At 35.6% G+C, this 17,266-nt stretch carries 17 protein-coding genes; 13 read left to right on the forward strand and 4 right to left on the reverse strand.

Features of this window, described 5'->3' with window-relative positions; genetic code table 11:
• Positions 1–124 precede the first annotated feature (124 nt).
• The 11 genes from QNH69_RS03590 (at position 125) to QNH69_RS03640 (ending at position 10,742) form a co-directional block, all read left to right on the forward strand.
• Positions 125–997 (forward strand): alpha/beta hydrolase, encoded by an 873-nt coding sequence (locus tag QNH69_RS03590; RefSeq protein ID WP_282929242.1) that lies wholly within the window; start codon positions 125–127, stop codon positions 995–997.
• A 1-nt stretch (position 998) separates the two neighbouring features.
• The gene (locus tag QNH69_RS03595) at positions 999–2,333 is read left to right on the forward strand and encodes an acetyl-CoA hydrolase/transferase C-terminal domain-containing protein (RefSeq protein ID WP_282929243.1); all 1,335 of its coding nucleotides are present in this window, start codon (positions 999–1,001) and stop codon (positions 2,331–2,333) included.
• A gap of 185 nt (positions 2,334–2,518) precedes the next feature.
• A complete protein-coding gene (locus tag QNH69_RS03600; protein ID WP_282929244.1) occupies positions 2,519–4,393 on the forward strand; it encodes a BglG family transcription antiterminator in 1,875 nt (624 codons plus the stop codon).
• A gap of 2 nt (positions 4,394–4,395) precedes the next feature.
• Entirely contained in the window at positions 4,396–4,725 is a 330-nt protein-coding gene (locus tag QNH69_RS03605; RefSeq protein ID WP_282929245.1) for a PTS lactose/cellobiose transporter subunit IIA, read from the forward strand.
• Positions 4,725–5,039, forward strand: coding sequence for a PTS cellobiose transporter subunit IIB (locus QNH69_RS03610; RefSeq protein ID WP_282929246.1), 315 nt, complete (start codon positions 4,725–4,727; stop codon positions 5,037–5,039). The genes QNH69_RS03605 and QNH69_RS03610 overlap by 1 nt, the downstream gene beginning before the upstream one ends.
• Positions 5,039–5,494, forward strand: coding sequence for a hypothetical protein (locus tag QNH69_RS03615; RefSeq protein WP_282929247.1), 456 nt, complete (start codon positions 5,039–5,041; stop codon positions 5,492–5,494). Before QNH69_RS03610 ends, QNH69_RS03615 begins: the two co-directional genes overlap by 1 nt.
• 16 nt (positions 5,495–5,510) lie before the next feature.
• Positions 5,511–6,989 carry a PTS cellobiose transporter subunit IIC gene (gene celB / locus QNH69_RS03620; protein WP_282929248.1) on the forward strand — a complete coding sequence of 493 codons (1,479 nt, stop codon included), beginning with the start codon at positions 5,511–5,513 and terminating at the stop codon, positions 6,987–6,989.
• 10 nt (positions 6,990–6,999) lie between these two features.
• Positions 7,000–8,421: a 6-phospho-beta-glucosidase gene (locus QNH69_RS03625; RefSeq protein ID WP_282929249.1), complete on the forward strand. Its 1,422-nt coding sequence runs from the start codon at positions 7,000–7,002 to the stop codon at positions 8,419–8,421.
• A gap of 71 nt (positions 8,422–8,492) precedes the next feature.
• Positions 8,493–9,812: a 6-phospho-beta-glucosidase gene (locus tag QNH69_RS03630; RefSeq protein ID WP_282929250.1), complete on the forward strand. Its 1,320-nt coding sequence runs from the start codon at positions 8,493–8,495 to the stop codon at positions 9,810–9,812.
• Position 9,813: 1 nt separating this feature from the next.
• Positions 9,814–10,134, forward strand: a complete 321-nt coding sequence (locus QNH69_RS03635; protein ID WP_282929251.1) for a PTS cellobiose transporter subunit IIB — start codon at positions 9,814–9,816, stop codon at positions 10,132–10,134.
• Positions 10,135–10,145: 11 nt separating this feature from the next.
• On the forward strand, positions 10,146–10,742 hold the full coding sequence (locus QNH69_RS03640) for a histidine phosphatase family protein (protein WP_282929252.1): 597 nt from the start codon (positions 10,146–10,148) through the stop codon (positions 10,740–10,742).
• Positions 10,743–10,837: 95 nt separating this feature from the next.
• On the opposite strand, the gene QNH69_RS03645 is transcribed toward QNH69_RS03640, so the two are convergent.
• The 4 genes from QNH69_RS03645 to QNH69_RS03660 are packed head-to-tail and all read right to left on the reverse strand — an operon-like array spanning position 10,838 to position 14,074.
• Positions 10,838–11,788, reverse strand: a complete 951-nt coding sequence (locus tag QNH69_RS03645) for an alpha/beta hydrolase (protein WP_282929253.1) — start codon at positions 11,786–11,788, stop codon at positions 10,838–10,840.
• Complete coding sequence (locus QNH69_RS03650) at positions 11,785–12,747, reverse strand: alpha/beta hydrolase (protein WP_282929254.1); 963 nt, start codon at positions 12,745–12,747, stop codon at positions 11,785–11,787. Before QNH69_RS03650 ends, QNH69_RS03645 begins: the two co-directional genes overlap by 4 nt.
• Positions 12,748–12,772: 25 nt before the next feature.
• Positions 12,773–13,564: a Cof-type HAD-IIB family hydrolase gene (locus QNH69_RS03655; RefSeq protein WP_282929255.1), complete on the reverse strand. Its 792-nt coding sequence runs from the start codon at positions 13,562–13,564 to the stop codon at positions 12,773–12,775.
• Positions 13,565–13,567: 3 nt separating this feature from the next.
• Complete coding sequence (locus QNH69_RS03660; protein ID WP_282929256.1) at positions 13,568–14,074, reverse strand: PTS glucose transporter subunit IIA; 507 nt, start codon at positions 14,072–14,074, stop codon at positions 13,568–13,570.
• 149 nt (positions 14,075–14,223) lie between these two features.
• On the opposite strand from QNH69_RS03660, the gene hcp reads away from it, so the two are divergent.
• Positions 14,224–15,843 (forward strand): hydroxylamine reductase, encoded by a 1,620-nt coding sequence (gene hcp / locus QNH69_RS03665; RefSeq protein ID WP_282929257.1) that lies wholly within the window; start codon positions 14,224–14,226, stop codon positions 15,841–15,843.
• Between the two features lie 127 nt (positions 15,844–15,970).
• Positions 15,971–17,257 carry an L-serine ammonia-lyase, iron-sulfur-dependent, subunit alpha gene (locus tag QNH69_RS03670; protein WP_282929258.1) on the forward strand — a complete coding sequence of 429 codons (1,287 nt, stop codon included), beginning with the start codon at positions 15,971–15,973 and terminating at the stop codon, positions 17,255–17,257.
• The last annotated feature ends 9 nt before the right edge of the window (positions 17,258–17,266 follow it).

Genomic DNA, 17,266 nt, shown 5'->3' on the forward strand with positions numbered 1-17,266 from the left:
CAAATTTTGTGGCAGGCCCTTTTTGCTATAAAAATTATCATTAATTAATCTCTTATAAGGGTATCAAGATAAGAAGATGATTAAGTATTTTATCAAGATAATATAGTAAAAAAAGGAGGAAAATTTGTACGATTTAAAGAAAGTAACAATACCATCAGGAGAAACTATAGCATATAGGAATTGTGGAAGTGGAGATAAGGTAATTTTGCTAATCCACGGCAACCAATGCTCATCTACAATTTATAATGAATTTATGGGAAGATATGAGGATAAGGCTAGTGTATATGCCGTAGACCTTGCTGGTTTTGGAGAATCTACATACAATAATCCTCACAAAAAAATGGAAGATTGGGCCAAGGATGTCAAGGAATTTATGGATGAGTTAGAATTAGAAAATGCCATGGTAGTAGGCCATTCTGCAGGAGGTGGAGTTGGACTAAAACTTGCCACAGACTATCCAGACAAAGTAGGAGAACTTGTTCTCATAGCATCTGTTGGAGTCAAAGGATTCTACTTACCAATGGTAGATGAGAATTTCCTCCCAATAGAAGGAAAATTTGCTAGAACTTATGAAGAAGTAGCAGGCCATCCATCAATGATATTTGTAGAAAATCTCATCAAAAACAAGGACAAAGTTGCAACTAAACAAATGTGGGATGCAAGCCTTTATAACCTAAAAGCACCAAACGATGATTTGTATGAAATATACATGGACGAATTTTTCAAGGAAAGATGCTTTACAGACATAAGCGTAGCTCTTTGCCAATTTAATATAACAAATGAAGAAGGAGACGGATCTATAGAAAAAATCACCTGTCCAACAACATGGATCCACGGCAAAAAAGACCAAGTTGTCCCATTTGTAATCGGCCAAAACTCTGCAATATATTTCCTAAACGAGCTAGACTTCATAGCCATAGACCAGGCAGGCCACATGGTCTACAACGACTGTCCAGAAGAATTTTACGGTCATATTGACGAGATTGTAGAAAAGTAAAATGACAGATAACAAAACAATTTATGATCAAAAAGTAAAGACGGCGGAAGAGGCTCTTGATTTAATTAAGGATGGCGACTATATTTTCTCAGCGCAAGCTACAGCAGAACCAATTGAGATTATGTCCAATCTCCAACACTTAAAGGAGACTGGAGTTAAGGATTGTGTTTTGATAACTTGCTTACCACTTAGAGATTATGATTATTTTCATGACCAAGAGATGAAGGGTATCCTTGATCACCACGCTTGGTTTATGTCAGCTGGTCTTAGAAAATCCTACCAAGAGAAACTAGTTAGCCCGGTTCCACAAAGATCTACAACCATACTTGGCAAAACTCTAAAGAGAATAGAAAAAGAAAATAGAAGACCAGTGGTTATCTTAACCGTATCTCCAATGGATGAACACGGATATTTCTCAACATCTGTTTCAAATGTCTATGAGATGGATTTGATTAATGAAGGAGCCTTGACCCTTGTTGAAGTAAACCCAAATTTCCCAAGAACATTTGGAGATAACCACGTTCACGTTTCTAGGGTCGATGCTATAGTTGAGGCAAATCATCCAATTCCAACTGCAAAAATAGCTCCTTATGGTGAAGTAGATGCTAAAATCGGTAAATATATTGCAGAATATATCGAAGATGGGTCAACAATCCAACTTGGTGTGGGCAATATCCCAAATGCAGTAGCCCACGAGCTTAAAAGTAAGAAACACTTGGGTATCCACACAGAGATGTTTACAGAAACTATGATAGATTTGATAGAATGTGGGGCTGTGGACAACTCACAAAAGGGATTGTTGAATGGATATTCTGTAGCATCATTCACCCTAGGTAGCCAAAGACTCTACGATTATATAGACAACAACCCAGCTGTGTTATTTAAATCATCTACATTTACCAACGACCCATACACAATTGGGCTAAACAACAAGTTTGTATCTATAAACGCAGCTCTTGAAATAGACCTATATGGTCAAGCAGCCTCAGAGACTGTGAACGGATTACCATTTTCTGGTACAGGTGGTCAATCAGAGACTGTAAATGGAGCCCAAAGATCAAATGGTGGCAAGTCCTTCTTGGCTATGCATTCAACATATAGAAAAAAGGATGAAAATGGAAATGAAAAGACTTACTCAAAGATAGTACCACATCTAGCAATAAACCAAGCAGTTACAACATCTAGAAACGACACCAACTATGTAGTAACAGAATATGGAGTGGCTGATTTGACAGGGCTAACCATAGGAGAAAGAGCAAAAGCTCTAATTGCCATAGCCCATCCAGACTTTAGGGAAGAATTGACTAAAAAGGCAGAAGAACTACAAATTTGGTAAAAAATAAATATACTAAGCGAGGATTAGCTTTATAAATAAAGCTATATGTCCTCGTTTTTTATTTCGATTAAATTTGCCGTTATAATTAGTATTATAAACTCCTCACACATAGATAAAACTAGCTAAGGAAATTTAGTATGTAGAAGTGTTATCGTTTTCCTTATATAATATAGATAGGTGATGAAATGATTGAGACTAGACTAAAGCAAATATTTGATTTTTTGACAAAAGATTATGACTACCACACATCTGAAGAAATTGCTGATAAGCTCAAGCTTAGTAGCAAGACTATACAAAAAGAGATTTCTATATTAAATACCCACATAAAAGATAGTGGCGCATTTATAGAATCATGCACAGGTTGTGGTTACAGATTTGAAATCAATGATGAAGAAAAATTTAAGAAATTCTTGAAAGACGACCGGTACAAGCACGCCTACTTTGTTCAAGATAGTGTAGACAAGGAAGCAAGGATTGAAAGTATCACACGCTTATTCTTGTATTCCAACTCATATATTAAACAACAAGAAATAGCAGATACATTTTACATTAGTCTATCTCAAGCCCAAAAAGATATTGCGCAAATTAAGGTCATTTTGAGCAAGTACAATCTAAGCCTAGAATCAAAACCCTACTATGGGATGAAAGTTGAGGGTGAAGAAAAAAACATTCGCCAAGCAATAAAAAATGAAGTTGGTATAGATCCAAGCATCTATGAAAATAATGAGCTTTTCAACCAAATTCAAGAAATAATAGCAGATATAGACTATGGACCATCATTTTATATGCCATATGTTAATTTTAAAAATCTAGTACTCCATATCTATATTTCTATACTTAGGATAAGAGATAATAAGATCATAGAACACCCACAAGAGCTTCAAAAAAAGATTGTATCCTATGAGGAATTTGAAATAGCTAATCTGATTGTAGATAACTTAAATGAGAAACTTGATATGGAAATCCCCTACCAAGAGCTAGTCTATATAGCCATGCACCTGGTAGCAAAAAACACTATCACAAAGCACGAGAAGCTATCAACAGAAGTATCGGCCCTTGCCCAAGAGATGATAGATACCATCTATGAAGTAACCAAATACGACTTTAGGTCAAATATAGACCTCTATTTTTCCCTAAGTGCCCACCTAGGACCTCTATTAGAGAGAATAAAATATGGATTTGATATGAAAAATCCAATACTTGATGATATAAAGGAAAATCAAGTTGCATTTTTCATAGCAACCATTGCATCAAATGTCATAAATGAAAGATATGACACAAAACTATCTGAAGATGAAATAGGATACATTGCCCTTCATGTAATGACAGCAATGGGTAATAATTCAGACCTAAAAAAAGATATACTAGTAGTTTGTGGCAGTGGCAATTCTAGCGCTCAAATAATGAAAAGTCAGCTTAAAGCCAAATTTGCCAATCAAATTAATAAGCTTGAGCTAACTGACATATCCAAAATCGACGAATATCGATTGGACGATTATGACTTTATCGTTTCATCAATAAACCTAGATGTTCAAACATCAACACCAATAGTATATGTCGATATACTATTTAAACAAAAAGATATCAAAAATATCGAATGTGCAATGAAAGGAGGCGGCTTAGAAGAGATAAGTAAAATCTTTAGGAATTCTGTCCTGCTTAAAGATGTTGAGATAAAAAATATGGACCAAGCCCTAGAGCTCCTAGCAGAAACGGCTAGCCCAATAACAGGTCTAGACAAGGAAGATATCATAAGTCAATACAAGCAAAGAGAAGACCTGGGATCAACTGCCCTAGTAACAGACGTAGCCTTGCCACACATACTCCAACAAGTAGATGCCGAAAGCTTTTCCATAATACTCATACCTAAAAAAGAGCTAGCTTGGAATAATGATAAAGTTGGCCTCATATATTCCTTGTTCGTTGGCAAAGAGATAGGAGATATGTCCCTATACTACGACAAACTGGGAGACTTTTTGATTAATGATCAGGCTATATCAAAGGCAAAGAAGGCAGAAAGCACGACAGAATTCATGAATACTTTTATCAAGGGGGAATAGTTATGAATAATCAAGAAATGTATGAGATAGCCTTTCAAATCATAGTTCATGCTGGAGAATCCAGGTCGCTGTCCACAGAGGCAATGGATGCGGCAGAAAAATATGATTTTGAAAAGGCTGAAGAATTGCTTGAAAAGGCAAACGAAGAATTTTTAGCTTGTCACCAAATCCAAACGGATATGCTAACAAGCGAAGCAAACGGCGAAAAAAACGAAATAAATGTTATATTTATCCACGCCCAAGACCATCTAACAATGGCAACTATGGCAATGGATAACGCCAAGAGATTAGTAACAATGTATAAGAAAATGAAAGAAAATGAGGGTAAATAATGCAAAAAGTTATGTTGATTTGTAATGCTGGTATGAGTAGTTCAGTAATGGCAAAAAAAACTACTCAACTATTACAAGAAAAAGGTCACGATATCCATTTAGATTCTACAACTATAGCATCTGCTGATAAAGTTTTTGCTTCAGATGAATATGAATTGATTTTAGTAAGTCCACAAATCAGGATGAAATTTGATGAATATTCTAAAAAAGCAGAAAAAAACAACAAAAAAATAGCCCAAGTAGGTTTTGATGCCTATGCTCCAATCCCAAGCGGAATTGAAAAAATGGCAAATCTTGTTTTAGAAAACATCTAATGAATTATCAAAAACCTGATGTAGAAAAAGTTATAAAAATCAGACGATATACCTCTCTGAGGTATCTAAATGCTATATTGTTTTTTATATGTCTTTATTGGCTTTTTAGTTTATTGCTTGTAGGAAAGAAGTTATCAGCCATTATTCCACTTATCATTATGATTCTAATATTGGTTACTGTTAAAGATCATTATTATTCCTTTACTAAAAAAGAAGTAGATATAAAAAGATCGAAAAACTTTTATATAATCATAACGATTATTAATATTATCGTAAGCATAGTGACCTTTAGCAATTATAGTTTGTTTTTTCCATATATAGCAAATAAAAACTATGCACTTATTTTAGCTGGAACAATGCTGATATTATCAATCTTACTGTATGTTAAAGCCAGCAAGATATATAAAAATACCGATAGGGTTTATGTAAAATACATGACAAATAATAAAAAATAAAAGAAAGTAGAAAATTATGTTTGAATTTTTAGAAAAATATTTTATGGGCCCTTTAACAAAACTTTCTCAGTATAAGTTAGTTAGAGCCATACAAGCGGCCGGCATGGCTTCAATATCATTTATTACAATTGGTTCATTGTTTCTAGTTATAAATGTACTACCGCAAGTAATACCAGGACTTGCAGGATTTTATGCAAATACATTTGATAAGATTACCCCGCTATATATGCTAGCAAATGTTGCTACAATGGGTATTATTACCCTATATTTCTTGGTGGTTATAGGTTTTGAATATACGAGATTGATTGCAGAAGAGGAAGATATTCCACTATCACCTATTTCTGGTATGCTTTTATCCTTATTTGGATTCTTTATGCTTGTGCCACAATTAGTATCAGGCCCTGAAGGGATCACAAAGTTAATGGATCCAGAAAATGGAATCATAAATGGTTGGACAATAGGAGATGCACCAGCAAGATTTGGTTCAACAGGTATCTTTACAGCAATTATAGTATCCTATGTAGTAATTAATATTTATAAATTCTTTATCAAACGAGATATAAGAATAAAAATGCCAGACAGCGTTCCTGAAGGAGTTGCTAACTCATTCTCAGCTTTAATACCAGTAGTAGTAATTTCAATTTTATTTATATTAGTAAATGGTATCCTAGTATCATTTGGAACAGACGTATTTGGACTTATTGCTATACCTTTTGGATTCGTGGCAAACTTAACAGGCTCATGGATAGGTATGATTATTATTATATTCTTCATCCAAGCTTTATGGTCAGTAGGTATTCACGGAGCTACTATAATAGGTTCTATACTTACACCAATATATCTATACAATATGGAACAAAACGCTGGTGGAGCACACATACCACTAGCTGGTGAATTTATGAACGCCTTTGCTTATAATGGTGGTTCTGGTGCAACCCTTGGTCTTGTTCTAATGATGGTATTTATTGCTAAATCAGACCAATTCAAATTATTAGGGAAAGCTGCGATAGTGCCAGGTATATTCCAAATAAACGAACCAATTATATTTGGTTTACCAATGGTTTATAACCCACACTTCATCGTTCCTTTCATATTATCACCAATGGTATCAGGAACTATAGCATACTTTGCTATAAGATCAGGCTTAGTAATGCCAGTAATAGCTCAACAACCATGGCCAACACCAGTAGGTATCAATGGATTTATCGCAACAGGTGGTGACTGGAAGGGTTTAGTATTATCTTTAGTATGTGCAGTTGCCAATACTTTAGTTTATTATCCATTCTTCAAAAAACGTGACAATGAACTATATCGCGAACAATTAGCAGCAGAGAAAAATATTGACCTTGAAGATGTAAAAATAAACGAAGAGACTAATGAAGTTTATGTTGATGATAAAGTAACAACAAAAGAACAAGTAATCAATAAGAATGAAGAAGTAATTGATAAGAACGAAAAAATAGTCATTGAATCTGATATAGATAAGGATAAGTAAAGGAGTAATAATGGCTTTAAGAGAAGATTTCTTATGGGGTGGAGCTACAGCTGCAAACCAGTGTGAAGGTGCTTATGACGTCGATGGGAGAGGTCTTGCCAATGTTGATCTATCTCCTGTTGGTGAAGATAGACAAGCTATAATCACTGGAAAAATGAAGATGTTCGACTTTGATGATGAACACTTCTACCCAGCCAAAGGCTCTATAGATATGTATCATAGATACAAAGAAGATATAGCACTTTTTGCAGAAATGGGCTTTAAAGTTTATAGATTTTCCATAGCTTGGACTAGAATTTTCCCAAAGGGTGATGAGAGCGAGCCTAATGAAGCAGGACTTAAATTTTATGAGGATTTGATAGATGAGTGTCTAAAACATGGCATAGAACCACTAATCACTATAACTCACTTCGATTTCCCAATGCATCTAGTACATGAATATGGCGGATGGAAGAATAGAAAAATAATAGATTTATATCAAAATTTAGTAACAGCTATATTTACTAGATTCAAGGGCAAAGTTAAATACTATCTAACCTTTAACGAAATAAATGTAATCCTAGAAGCTCCATTTATGGGTGCTGGTCTATACTTAGGAGATGAAGAAAATCCTAAGAAAGCAATGTATCAAGCAATCCACCATGAACTTGTTGCTAGTGCTCTTGCAACAAAGATTGCCCACGAGATAGACCCAGATGCTAAAATTGGGTGTATGTTGGCTTCAACTCCACATTATCCATTTAGTTCAAACCCAGAAGATATTTTTGCAGCTCAAAGAGTAAATTGGGACAACTACTTCTTCATAGATGTACAATCTAGAGGATATTATCCAACTTACAAATTAAAAGAGCTTGAAAGAGCGAACCTAATGCCTGAGATGGAAGAAGGAGACCTTGATATACTTCGTGAAAACACAGTAGACTTTATTTCATTTTCCTACTACACAACAAGAACCGTTAAATCGACAGGTTTTGATAAAAATGGAAATATAACCTATGAAGTAGTTGAAAATCCATACCTTGATAGAACAGACTGGGGATGGGAGATTGACCCTCTTGCATTTAGAACAACTCTAAATAATCTCTGGGATAAATATCAAAAACCACTATTTGTTGTAGAAAATGGTTTAGGAGTAGTAGATGAAGCTGATGAAAATGGCTATGTAGAAGATGATTATAGAATAAATTACCTAAGAGATCATATAAAACAAATGAAAGATGCAGTTGAACTTGATGGGGTTAACCTACTTGGCTACACAACTTGGGGACCAATTGATCTAGTATCAGCTGGAACTGGAGAAATGAAGAAGAGATATGGTTTCATCTATGTAGATCGTGACAATTATGGTAATGGAACTTTAAAAAGAACAAAGAAAAAATCATTTGATTGGTACAAAAAAGTCATAGCTTCTAACGGAGAAGATTTAGACTAATATAAACAAAGAAGAAGCCTTTATAATTCATTTTTGATTATAAAGGCTCTTTTCAAATAAAGGAGCATATAATGAAAGATGGTCTTAAGATTGTAACAATTGGTGGGGGGTCTTCCTATACGCCAGAGATAATTGAAGGTTTCATTGATAGATACGAGACTTTGCCTGTAAAAGAAATCTGGCTTGTCGATATCGAAGAAGGCAAAGAAAAGCTTGAAATAGTTGGCGCCTTGGCAAAAAGAATGATTAAGAAAGCAGGAGTAGGGATAGACCTACACCTTTGCTTGGATAGACGAGAAGCACTAAAAGATGCGGACTTTGTAACGACCCAAATCCGTGTTGGACAAATAGATGCAAGAATAAAAGATGAGAGAATACCATTAGAACTTGGCATGATTGGTCAAGAGACAAATGGGGCTGGCGGTATGTTTAAAGCCCTAAGAACTGTTCCTGTAATACTTGATATCATAAAGGATATGGAAGAACTTTGCCCAGATGCTTGGATGATCAATTTTTCAAATCCGGCTGGAATGATTACAGAGGCTGCCATAAATGTTGGAGGTTGGAAGAAGGCCATAGGTCTTTGCAATGCTCCTATAGGTATGCAGATGGAAGTTGGCAAATATTTGGGTGTCGATTACAGGGATATTCAAATGCAAATCCTAGGCCTAAACCATCATTACTTTGCGACAGATTTCTTAGTTGATGGCCTAAGCCAGATAGATAAAATAATCGACCTATATACAGGTAAAACTACTGGACCTATAACTATGAAAAATATAGATGCAGAGAAGTTTTCTGATGAATTTATCAGAGCAATAAGAGCTATACCAAACCCTTATATTAAGTACTATGTCAACAGCTCACAAATGTTGGCAGAAGAGCTAGAAGCTTTCAAAACAAACACTGTTAGGGCAGAAGAAGTCAAGAGAATTGAGCACGACTTGATGGAAAAATACAAAGACCCGAATCTTTGTGAAAAGCCAAAAGAGCTGGAGCTAAGAGGTGGGGCTTATTATTCGCTTGCAGCCTGTGAACTTATAAATTCTATTTATAATGACAAAGGAGACATCCAATACGTAAATACATTAAATGGAGAAGCTATAGATAATTTTGATTCCCAATATGTTATCGAATGTGCAGCAAAAATCACCAAAGACGGCCCAATCCCCCTAAAAATTGGCAAAGGCGATTACAAGCTTATGGGAACTATAAACACAATCAAGGCATTTGAAAAGATGACAGTAGAAGCTGCTGTTAGTGGAGATAGGGACCTTGCCATTGCAGCACTTACACTAAATCCTCTAGTTCCAAGCGAAGACCTTGCTATAAAAGTTTTTGATAGATTGCTTGAGGCTCACAAAGAATATTTGCCTAGATTTTGTGATTAATATGGTAAGCAAAAAAGTACTTTTGATTTGCCTAGGAGGAATGAGTAGTTCACTAATGGCAAAGAGCACAAACGAATCTTTAAAAAAACAAGGATATGACATTGCAATAGATGCCGTCTCTTCAACAGTCGATGATAAGATTTTAACAAGTGATAGCTATAAGCTAGTTCTAATTAGTCCACAAATCAGAATGAAATATGATGAATTTAAGCGAAAGGCTGATAAATTTGGCAAAAAGATAGTTCAAGTTCCTATTGATGCCTACGCACCTGTGGAACCATCAATGACAAAACTTACAAGCTTGATATTAGAAAGTTTATAAAGGAGTTACAAATGCGAAAACTATATCTAGTCCGTCATGGACAAACGCTCTTTAACTTAAGAGGAAAAACTCAAGGATGGTGTGATTCGCCACTAACAGAACTCGGTATAAAACAAGCAAAAATCACACGAGGATTTTTTGAAGATAATAATATAAAAATTGATGAAGTTTATTCATCAACATCTGAAAGAGCTATTGATACTGCAAGCATTATATCAGACTTGCCAATCAAAACATTGAAGGGTCTTAAAGAATGGAATTTTGGAAAGATGGAGGGAGAACCAGAAGACTTACAAAAAGTCCCGCGCCATGAAGGGCAAATGACCCATGAAAATTTCTTTGTCCCTTTTGGTGGAGAATCAGATGTAGAACTGCTAGAAAGATTCTCTGGTACAATAGATGATATTGTAGAAAATTCTCATGCAGAAAATATATTGTGTGTATCCCATGGAGGAGCCTTGTGGGTATATTACCTATCCAAGGTAGCAGAAAAAGATAACGAAGATGCCCAGTATTTTGGCAACTGCTGCATACTAGAATTTAATATAAGTGATGACAATGAGATTAAATATGTAGATATTCACAATCCAGCTAAGGGTAAGAACTAAATATTTAAAATATTGTAGAGAAATTAAAAAGACTTTCATTTTGACTACTTGTTTTTCAAATGAAAGTCTCTATTTTTTGTTTTATATAAATAATTTCAATCTCTTATTCCCAAACCTTCCAAAAACTCAAATATTTGCCTAAAGTATTCGTCTTGGTCGTAGAATTTGCATTCGGCGTGGTCGGCTGGAGTTGGGGTGTATAGGGATTTTTTGCCTTTGTGGGCCTTGTAGAGGTCGAAGCACATTTTTACTGGGACGAGTCTATCTGATTTGCCGTGAATGAAGAGGCCTGGAATTTTTGTGTTTTTCATGGAGTCTATGTTGGATTTATAAAAATCACTGGAGAATCTGATTTTACCTATTATATTTGCTATAAAAGTAATGGGATATACCAAGACTCCTAAATCGCCTTTTAGTTGGTCGATTTGCATGGCATAAAAACTTGTGTAGCCACAATCTTCTATGAAAGCTACTAGATTATCTGGATTGTCAGCTGCAAGAAACATAGTTGTCGCTGCTCCCATTGATTCGCCGTGGACAATGATTTTAGCTTCTTTGTCCATTTCTTTAATCCAAGAAATCCGTGCTTTCATATCTTCTTTTTCTTTGATTCCAAAGCTTGTGTAAGCTCCTTCACTTTGGCCGTGGGCTCTTTGGTCAGGAGCTAGTATTGAAAATCCTTTTTTGTAGTATTCATCTGCTAGGCTTAGCATGGATTTGGCGTCTGCTGTGTAGCCGTGGACTAAAATGACCCAATTGTTAGAAGTATCATTTTTTATGTACTTGCCATATAGTTTTAGGCCGTCAAAACTTTTAATGGTGCAAGGAGACATTATGTCCATATAGTAATCTTCTATTTTTGAGAGCCTTGCCTTATTTGCACTTATTTCTTGCTTAGCTTTTTTGTTTTCTTCCTTGCTTATTTTGATGGGGTCGTCTGTCATATAATATTTTCTAAGGCAAGCCTTGTTTACTAGGTGATTTGCCCCTATTATTAATGCTATTAGAATTATAAATAAGATTATAAGTATTATTTTCCCTATCATATTATATCTCTATGTTCTTTATTGAAGTCTATGAAGTCAAAGATTTTTTTATAGTAAATCTCCTCGTCATAGAGTTTGCACTCAGCATGGTCTGCGCCTTCTGCTATGTAAATTTCCTTTGGCCCTCTATGAGCTTGGTAGAGTTTTTGACACATAGATACTGGGACTATGTCATCTTTTCCTCCGTTGATGAAGAGGGTTGGAATTTTTGTTTTTCTCATAGCATCTTCAGTTGATTTGAAGAGGTCTGCTCCTATGAGAGGTTTTATGAATAGGTTTGCTACTAGAGCAGCAGGCTTATATAGGAATCTTAATCTCTTGTTGACCTGGTGTTCGTACATACCGTAGTATGTTGTGTAGCCACAGTCTTCAATTAAAGCTATGACATTTATAGGATTTTCTCCTGCCACATACATGGCTGTAGCTGCTCCCATTGATTCGCCTTGGATGACTATTTTTGCATGGGGATTTTTCTTTCTTATCCAATCTATCCAGCAGATTATATCCTTGCTTTCCTTTATACCATATGTAGTAAAGATGCCGGAACTTTTGCCGTGGCCTCTCAAATCTGGTGCAAGTACGGAATAGCCCTTTTTGTAATACCTGTCAGCTATGGTAAACATTGTGAGATTTCTTGCAGTGTAGCCATGGATTAGAATCACCCACAAATCCTTATTTGTACCAAAAAGATAGGCCCCGGATAGCCTAGTGCCATCGAAAGATTTTATAGTAACTTCATTCATGATCTCTGCATAGTGGTTTACTGTTGCAAAAACTTCATCTCTATCAGCAAAGAGATTTTCCCCAGCGTGTTCACTGATATTTTCTTTGATATCAGGATTGTAGTCCATATTGCCCAAAATCTTATTTATCCAAGTAATTAGATGGGCAAAGTGGCTTGCCATGACGAGAATTGCTAGAAGTATGATTATAAGAGATGCTATTCTTAAAATATACAATTATATCGCCTCACTTAATGGATCTTTATAGGACAAATTTCTCCAAATAATCCCCTATGCCATCTTCATCGTTAGAAAGTGTCAGGTAATCTGCCATATTTTTGATTGGCTCTACAGCGTTGGCCATGGCAACTCCCGTTCCCGCTATTTCTATCATGCTGGCATCGTTCATTTCATCGCCAAAGGCTATGATGTCAGCTTGGTCTATGCCGTATATCTTTGCAATTTCTAGGAGACTATTGCCCTTTGAAAGGCCCTTGGGCATAATCTCATAATAATTCCTATGGCTTCTTACTTGGCTTGTTTTATGACCAAAGTTTTCTTTTAGAAATGGGATGTGTTCTTCGAGGTTTGCCGAATCTGCTGCAAAGAGGATTTTGTTTGGATCAAAATCTAGCTTATCTCTAATGTCACTTACTATCCTTGCTTCAAGTCCTAGTAGCTTTTTTTCTGCCTCTAGAAATTTATGGTCTTTGTCAGATAATATCATATCTTTATAAGGGACTATTATATTTAGAAACCTAGTTTTGTCTAGGATTTCTAGGGCCAAATTTCTTTCTAAATTATGGTTTACTAAAACTTTGCCGCTAGCGTAATTTGTGATTGATCCACCATTATAGTTTGATAGGAGACCATCAAATTTGTCGAATTTAAGCTCTTTTGCTAGATCTTTGACTGCCTCTGTTGGCCTACCAGAAACTATAACAATTTTGTGTCCCATTTCGCCAGCCCTTATAAGGGCTTGACGTGTCCTGGGAGTGATTTTATTTTCGCTATTTAATAGCGTTCCATCGACGTCAACTCCAATGAGTTTCATATATTAGCCGATTACTTCCATTAATTCTTCGCCGTGGTTTGTTTGACCATTTGCCAGAAGATTGATTTCTTTATCGTCGGCATTGGTTATAATAACTGGTGATTCTACTGATTTGCCAGCTGCTTTGATTTTTTTAATATCAAATTCCATTAATAGGTCTCCAGCTTTTACCTTTTGTCCTTGGCTTACGTGAGAGGTGTATGGTTCGCCATTTAGTTCAACTGTGTCAAGGCCAATGTGTATTAGGATTTCAAGACCTGTATTTGAGGTAATTCCTAGGGCGTGTTTTGAGTCAGCTACCATTGAGATTTCACCATCAACAGGGCTATAAACCTTACCCTCGCTTGGTAAGATCAAGCTTCCCTTACCCACCATTTCTCCTGCAAAAACAGGGTCTTGGCATTCTTTGACGCTTGAAACTATACCTGTTATAGGTACTAAAACTTTATTGCTATAATTTGTATTTTCATTTTCTTTATCTTTTTTAAATAGATTTCCAAATAATGACATATTGCCTCCTAATTTTTTTGATTTGCTATAATTATACCCTTAAGTCGATTTTTTTAAGAATTAGTAACATATGTTACTGAATTTTTGTAAATTAGCTTTTATAATATAGACATAGTAAGAGAGATAAGAAAACACAAAGGAAGGTTAATATGTTTTGTTACCAATGTCAAGAAACAGCTAAAAATGAAGGATGTACTATTCAAGGTGTTTGTGGTAAAAAAGAAGATACAGCAAACAGCCAAGATTTATTAATATATGTTACAAAAGGACTTGCTGAAGTTGCTAATAAAATTGGCGAGGACAATGATAAAGTTTATGATAGGATTTCAAACAACTTATTTATAACAATTACAAATGCAAACTTTGATACAGATGCAATTATGAAAGTTGTTAAAGAAACTATCAAAATGAAAGATGAACTTTTAGAAAAAATTGAAAACAAAGAAGAATTATCTGATTTTGCTCTTTATACATCAATGGATGATGAAGAATTATCTAAAAAAGCAATTGAAGTTGGTGTTTTAAATATTCTTAATGAGGATGAAAGATCTCTAGTAGAACTTACTACATATGGCCTAAAAGGAATGGCTGCATACAACCACCATGCAAATGTACTTGGATATAGAGATGTGGAAGTTGATAGATTTATAGCTCACGCTCTTGAAGAGACCACAAAAGACGACAAGGAAATTCCTAGCCTAATTGACCTTGTAATGGCTACAGGTGAACACGGAGTAAAGGCAATGGCTCTATTAGATAAAGCTAATACAACAAGCTATGGCCATCCAGAAATTACAGAAGTAGATTATTCTGCAGGAGATAAACCAGGAATTCTAATATCTGGACACGATTTACACGATATGAAAATGCTACTAGAACAAACAAAGGGTAGCGGAGTAGAAATTTATACTCACTCAGAAATGCTACCTGCAAATTACTATCCAGAATTTAAACAATATGACCACTTCCACGGCAACTATGGTTCATCTTGGTGGCACCAAAATGAAGAATTCGAATCCTTTAATGGTCCAATACTTATGACAACTAACTGTATAGTGCCAATGAAGAAGAACAATACTTACCAAGATAAAATGTTTACAACAGGACAAGCAGGATATCCAGGATGTAAACATATAGAAGCAGATGAAAATGGCAACAAAGACTTCTCAGAAATCATTGAATTAGCAAAAACATGTGAAGCTCCAACTAATCTTGAGGATTTAAAGGTAGTAGGTGGATTTGCTCACAATCAAGTTATCCAATTAGCAGATAAGGTTGTGGAAGAAGTTAAAGATGGAAACATCAAAAAATTCGTAGTAATGGGTGGATGTGATGGTAGATTTAAAGAAAGAAACTACTATTCAGAATTTGCTCAAGGACTTCCAGAAGACTATGTAATTCTTACAGCAGGTTGTGCAAAATATCGCTACAACAAACTTGGTCTTGGAGATATCAATGGAATTCCAAGAGTCCTAGATGCTGGCCAATGTAACGACTCTTACTCACTAGTTCAAATTGCTCTAGCACTAAAAGATGCCTTTGGATTAGATGATATCAACGATTTGCCAATCGAGTATAACATAGCTTGGTATGAACAAAAGGCAGTAATAGTATTGCTTGCCCTACTAAGTCTAGGAGTAAAAAATATCCACCTAGGACCAACATTACCAGCTTTCCTATCAGAAACTGTAGTAGATTTCTTGGTAGAAAACTTCAATATTGCGCCAAACACAACAGTAGAAGAAGATCTAAAAACAATGACAGCATAAAATCACCAGTCTCCTTAATAAGGAGGCTGATTTTTTTAGAAAAAATTGACCTCGCAACTATATTTATAATAACTATGAAACCGTTTGCAAAATTAAAAAAAGTATATTATAATTTCTTTGGAGGACAATGAGTATGGATAAAAATCTGATAAACAAAGAACTTATCGATATTGTAAAAGAAGACTCGACTAAGGCAGTGGGATGCACGGAACCCGTCGCAGTTGCCTATGCTGCCAATGTAGGAGCAGAATATCTTGATAAGTCTAATATCGAAAAAATTGAGGTGCTTTGCAGTAAAAACATATTTAAAAATGGCAAGGCTGTCAAGATTCCAAACACAGGAAATCATGGTTTGGACTTAGCAGCAAGCCTAGGTGTTTTTACGGAGAAAACAACTAGTCCACTTTTAGTTTTTTCAAAGCTGACAGATGTTACTATTAAAAAAGCCAAAGACTTTGTCAAAGATGGGAAGGTTACAGTAAACTATATTGACAATGTTCCTGATGTATATGTAGAACTTTCAATATTTACAGGAGAAGATAAGGTCAAGGTAGTCCTAGCCAATTCCCACTCAAACATTGTAAAAATCATCAAAAATGGGGAAGTTATATACGATAATCCAACCGATGATGGCAAAGGGGACAAGGTCTCTATCAAAGATATGTCTTTTGAAGAGCTTGGACAAATTGTAAGGGACATGGACTATGATGATATTGCCTTTGTCTTAGAAGGAGTTGAGGTCAACCTCAATGCGGCCAATGAGGGCTTAGAAGGCTATGGTCTTGAACTTGGCAAGAAACTAAAAGAGCTAAAGGATGCCAAAATCTTGCCAGATAATTTTGTTACAGATACTAGGATTCTAACTGCAGCTGCAGCTGACATGAGAATGGGCGGTGGAGCTCTTCCTATAATGACATCTGGGGGCAGTGGTAACCAAGGAGTTGGCGTAGTTTTACCTATATACATAGTAGCAAAAAGAGAAAATCTGGATGATGAAAGTCTTGCAAGAGGTCTGTTTTTTGCACATATTATTAACCGCTATGTTAAGGAATATTCTGGTAAACTTTCTGGCTTATGTGGATGTGCTATAGGAGCAGCAATCGGTGCTAGTGCAGGAATTGCCTTTATGCTTGATGGTAGCGAAGAGGAGATAGAGGGCGCTTGTACCAATGTTTTTGCCAACCTTACTGGCATAGTATGTGATGGAGCAAAGGAGTCTTGTTCTATGAAACTATCAACCAGTGCAGAAGAATCGGTAATTGCAGCCTATCTTGCCCTAAATGGAGTGGTGACTGATGCTAATGTAGGCATAGTAGGTGATAGTATAGAAGAAACGATTATAAATATAGGCAAGTTATCCCACCTAGGTTTTGCCCAAACAGATAAAGTGATGTTGGATATAATAGATAGATAAAAGAGGTAA

The organism is Anaerococcus sp. Marseille-Q7828, assembly GCF_949769285.1.
Taxonomy (GTDB): Bacteria; Bacillota; Clostridia; order Tissierellales; family Peptoniphilaceae; genus Anaerococcus.